Source organism: Microbacterium jejuense (genome assembly GCF_019511665.1).
GTDB classification, from domain to species: Bacteria; Actinomycetota; Actinomycetes; order Actinomycetales; family Microbacteriaceae; genus Microbacterium; species Microbacterium jejuense_A.
In genome coordinates, this window is sequence record NZ_JAEUAW010000030.1 from 1 (window position 1) to 5,364 (window position 5,364).

A 5,364-nucleotide genomic window follows, 5' to 3' on the forward strand; every position below is an offset into this window, starting at 1 on the left:
GTTAACGCGGAATGGCCACCCAGGGTGTGGGTGGCCATTCCGTGAATGGGTGTCCGGCGGTGTCCTACTCTCCCACAGGGTCTCCCCTGCAGTACCATCGGCGCTGAGAGGCTTAGCTTCCGGGTTCGGAATGGGACCGGGCGTTTCCCTCTCGCTATGGCCGCCGAAACTCTTTTGATGTTTCAGTCTGCAATAACAAAAGTCTTGTTGTGTTGTTGCTGGTTTCCGACCGTACATCGGGAACCACTCAGTGGACGCGAGCATTCTCACCCGCCGTGGCGGGGGGGATTGTTTGTCAAGTCGTCGGCTTATTAGTACCAGTCAGCTGCACACGTTGCCGTGCTTCCACATCTGGCCTATCAACCCAGTAGTCTGGCTGGGAGCCTCTCACCCGCAAGGGGCATGGAAGTCTCATCTTGAGGCCGGCTTCCCGCTTAGATGCTTTCAGCGGTTATCCATCCCGAACGTAGCTAACCAGCGGTGCACTTGGCAGTACAACTGGCACACCAGAGGTTCGTCCAACCCGGTCCTCTCGTACTAGGGTCAGATCCTCTCAAACTTCCTACGCGCGCAGCGGATAGGGACCGAACTGTCTCACGACGTTCTAAACCCAGCTCGCGTACCGCTTTAATGGGCGAACAGCCCAACCCTTGGGACCTACTCCAGCCCCAGGATGCGACGAGCCGACATCGAGGTGCCAAACCATGCCGTCGATATGGACTCTTGGGCAAGATCAGCCTGTTATCCCCGAGGTACCTTTTATCCGTTGAGCGACAGCGCTTCCACAAGCCACTGCCGGATCACTAGTCCCGACTTTCGTCCCTGCTCGACCTGTCAGTCTCACAGTCAAGCTCCCTTGTGCACTTACACTCGCCACCTGATTGCCAACCAGGTTGAGGGAACCTTTGGGCGCCTCCGTTACTTTTTGGGAGGCAACCGCCCCAGTTAAACTACCCACCAGGCACTGTCCCTGAACCGGATCACGGTTCGAAGTTAGACATCCAGAGTGACCAGAGTGGTATTTCAACAACGACTCCACGAATACTGGCGTATCCGCTTCACAGTCTCCCACCTATCCTACACAAGCCACACCGAACACCAATACCAAGCTGTAGTAAAGGTCACGGGGTCTTTCCGTCCTGCTGCGCGTAACGAGCATCTTTACTCGTAATGCAATTTCGCCGAGTTCGCGGTTGAGACAGTTGGGAAGTCGTTACGCCATTCGTGCAGGTCGGAACTTACCCGACAAGGAATTTCGCTACCTTAGGATGGTTATAGTTACCACCGCCGTTTACTGGGGCTTAAATTCTCAGCTTCGCCCTTACGGGCTAACCGGTCCTCTTAACCTTCCAGCACCGGGCAGGCGTCAGTCCGTATACATCGTCTTGCGACTTGGCACGGACCTGTGTTTTTAGTAAACAGTCGCTACCCACTAGTCTCTGCGGCCACCACACCCTTTTCCCAGCAAGTGGGTATAAGTGGATGGCCCCCCTTCTCCCGAAGTTACGGGGGCATTTTGCCGAGTTCCTTAACCACGATTCTCTCGATCTCCTCGGTATTCTCTACCTGACCACCTGAGTCGGTTTGGGGTACGGGCGGCTAGAACCTCGCGTCGATGCTTTTCTTGGCAGCATAGGATCACCCACTTTTCATCCGCATCGTGTCTCAGCCTGTATGAGTCGCGGATTTGCCTACGACTCGGCCTACGCACTTGCCCCGGGACAACCATCGCCCGGGATGGGCTACCTTCCTGCGTCACACCTGTTAACACGCTAACCGCACCAGCACGGGGTCGTACGCTAGGCCCCACGCCATCACCCGAAGGCTCCGGTCGCGGGGATTCAGATACTTAGCACTACTGGATTGATTGGGGCGGTTCTTCGCCGGTACGGGAATATCAACCCGTTGTCCATCGACTACGCCTGTCGGCCTCGCCTTAGGTCCCGACTTACCCAGGGAAGATTAGCTTGACCCTGGAACCCTTGGTCTTTCGGAGGACGTGTTTCTCACACGTCTTTCGCTACTCATGCCTGCATTCTCACTCGTGTAGCGTCCACGGCTGGGTCACCCCGCCGCTTCACTCGCCACACGACGCTCTCCTACCCATCAACACGGCTGGACCACGAAGGCCTACCAAAAATGTCAATGCCACAACTTCGGTGGCGTGCTTGAGCCCCGTTACATTGTCGGCGCGGAATCACTTGACCAGTGAGCTATTACGCACTCTTTCAAGGGTGGCTGCTTCTAAGCCAACCTCCTGGTTGTCTAAGCAACTCCACATCCTTTCCCACTTAGCACGCGCTTAGGGACCTTAGATGGTGGTCTGGGTTGTTTCCCTCTCGACTATGAAGCTTATCCCCCACAGTCTCACTGCTGCGCTCTCACTTACCGGCATTCGGAGTTTGGCTGACGTCAGTAACCTTGTAGGGCCCATCGGCCATCCAGTAGCTCTACCTCCGGCAAGAAACACGCAACGCTGCACCTAAATGCATTTCGGAGAGAACCAGCTATCACGAAGTTTGATTGGCCTTTCACCCCTATCCACAGCTCATCCCCTCAGTTTTCAACCTAAGTGGGTTCGGCCCTCCACGACGTCTTACCGTCGCTTCAGCCTGGCCATGGATAGATCACTTCGCTTCGGGTCTAGGACATGCGACTGGGTCGCCCTATTCAGACTCGCTTTCGCTACGGCTACCCCACCCGGGTTAACCTCGCCACATATCGCTAACTCGCAGGCTCATTCTTCAAAAGGCACGCTGTCACCCCTACCAAGGAGGCTCCAACGGTTTGTAAGCAAACGGTTTCAGGTACTATTTCACTCCCCTCCCGGGGTACTTTTCACCTTTCCCTCACGGTACTTGTCCGCTATCGGTCATCTGGGAGTATTTAGGCTTATCAGGTGGTCCTGACAGATTCACACGGGATTTCTCGGGCCCCGTGCTACTTGGGATACTCTCCACGCCAGAACACGCATTTCGACTACGGGGCTGGCACCCACTCTGGCCCGCCTTTCAAGACGGTTCGTCTATACGCTTCTGTCACGTCGACCACTCGGCAGAATGATCAAGAAAGTCCCACAACCCCCAACATGCAACGCCTGCCGGCTCTCACACACGCTAGGTTTAGCCTCATCCGATTTCGCTCGCCACTACTCACGGAATCACGGTTGTTTTCTCTTCCTGCGGGTACTGAGATGTTTCACTTCCCCGCGTTCCCTCTACCCGCCCTATATATTCAGACGGGAGTCACTGGGTCAGCACGCCGCCCAGCGGGGTTTCCCCATTCGGACACCCTCGGATCAAAACTTGCTTATCAGTTCCCCGAGGCTTATCGCAGATTGCTACGTCCTTCTTCGGCTCCAGATGCCAAGGCATCCACCGTTTGCTCTTAAAGACTTGAAAACATGAGAATCAAAACTCGGGCCACACCAAAAAGGTGCGACCAGAAATTGACTAATGATCTTTAAGATCATCAACACAACACAACCCCAAAGGGTCATGTCGCAAAGATGCTCGCGTCCACTGTGTAGTTCTCAAAGTACGGGCGGCACCCACCCCACCCACCAACAACCGCCGGCAGCAGGATGAGCCCAAGAGAGTCGCCACCACCCACCCCCACAAGAGGCAGATGACGTCCGGTCCCTCAGGACCCAACAGCGTGCAGGCACCCCGCTCACCAACCCCCACCCTCCAACCACCGAAGTGGCGTACTAGTAGGAACCAGCTGCGCTGATGCCATGTCAAATGTTCCACCCACGAGCCCCAACCAGGAACATTCGTCCTGATCTGGGTCCTACAGTCCTTGCAGACTGAGGTGCTCCTTAGAAAGGAGGTGATCCAGCCGCACCTTCCGGTACGGCTACCTTGTTACGACTTAGTCCTAATTACCGATCCCACCTTCGACGGCTCCCTCCACAAGGGTTAGGCCACCGGCTTCAGGTGTTACCGACTTTCATGACTTGACGGGCGGTGTGTACAAGACCCGGGAACGTATTCACCGCAGCGTTGCTGATCTGCGATTACTAGCGACTCCGACTTCATGAGGTCGAGTTGCAGACCTCAATCCGAACTGGGACCGGCTTTTTGGGATTCGCTCCACCTCACGGTATTGCAGCCCTTTGTACCGGCCATTGTAGCATGCGTGAAGCCCAAGACATAAGGGGCATGATGATTTGACGTCATCCCCACCTTCCTCCGAGTTGACCCCGGCAGTATCCCATGAGTTCCCACCATAACGTGCTGGCAACATAGAACGAGGGTTGCGCTCGTTGCGGGACTTAACCCAACATCTCACGACACGAGCTGACGACAACCATGCACCACCTGTTCACCAGTGTCCAAAGAGTCCCCCATTTCTGGGGTGTTCTGGTGTATGTCAAGCCTTGGTAAGGTTCTTCGCGTTGCATCGAATTAATCCGCATGCTCCGCCGCTTGTGCGGGTCCCCGTCAATTCCTTTGAGTTTTAGCCTTGCGGCCGTACTCCCCAGGCGGGGAACTTAATGCGTTAGCTGCGTCACGGAATCCGTGGAAAGGACCCCACAACTAGTTCCCAACGTTTACGGGGTGGACTACCAGGGTATCTAAGCCTGTTTGCTCCCCACCCTTTCGCTCCTCAGCGTCAGTTACGGCCCAGAGATCTGCCTTCGCCATCGGTGTTCCTCCTGATATCTGCGCATTCCACCGCTACACCAGGAATTCCAATCTCCCCTACCGCACTCTAGTCTGCCCGTACCCACTGCAGGCCCGAGGTTGAGCCTCGGGTTTTCACAGCAGACGCGACAAACCGCCTACGAGCTCTTTACGCCCAATAATTCCGGATAACGCTTGCGCCCTACGTATTACCGCGGCTGCTGGCACGTAGTTAGCCGGCGCTTTTTCTGCAGGTACCGTCACTCACGCTTCTTCCCTGCTAAAAGAGGTTTACAACCCGAAGGCCGTCATCCCTCACGCGGCGTTGCTGCATCAGGCTTCCGCCCATTGTGCAATATTCCCCACTGCTGCCTCCCGTAGGAGTCTGGGCCGTGTCTCAGTCCCAGTGTGGCCGGTCACCCTCTCAGGCCGGCTACCCGTCGACGCCTTGGTAAGCCATTACCTCACCAACAAGCTGATAGGCCGCGAGCCCATCCCAGACCGAAAAATCTTTCCAACCCCCACCATGCGGTGAAAGCTCATATCCAGTATTAGACACCGTTTCCAGCGCTTATCCCAGAGTCCAGGGCAGGTTGCTCACGTGTTACTCACCCGTTCGCCACTAATCCACCAAGCAAGCTCGGCTTCATCGTTCGACTTGCATGTGTTAAGCACGCCGCCAGCGTTCATCCTGAGCCAGGATCAAACTCTCCATAAAAAATGATAGCCACGCACA

The 5,364-nt window shown here is 55.8% G+C and carries 3 rRNA genes; all 3 read right to left on the reverse strand.

What is annotated here, in order from left to right:
- Positions 1-51: 51 nt before the first annotated feature.
- Positions 52-168 (reverse strand): 5S ribosomal RNA (rrf, locus tag JNB62_RS18990).
- 123 nt (positions 169-291) lie between these two features.
- Positions 292-3,401, reverse strand: a 23S ribosomal RNA gene (locus JNB62_RS18995).
- 423 nt (positions 3,402-3,824) lie between these two features.
- Positions 3,825-5,346 (reverse strand): 16S ribosomal RNA (locus JNB62_RS19000).
- The 16S, 23S and 5S rRNA genes sit together here, the layout of an rRNA operon.
- Between the last annotated feature and the right edge of the window lie 18 nt (positions 5,347-5,364).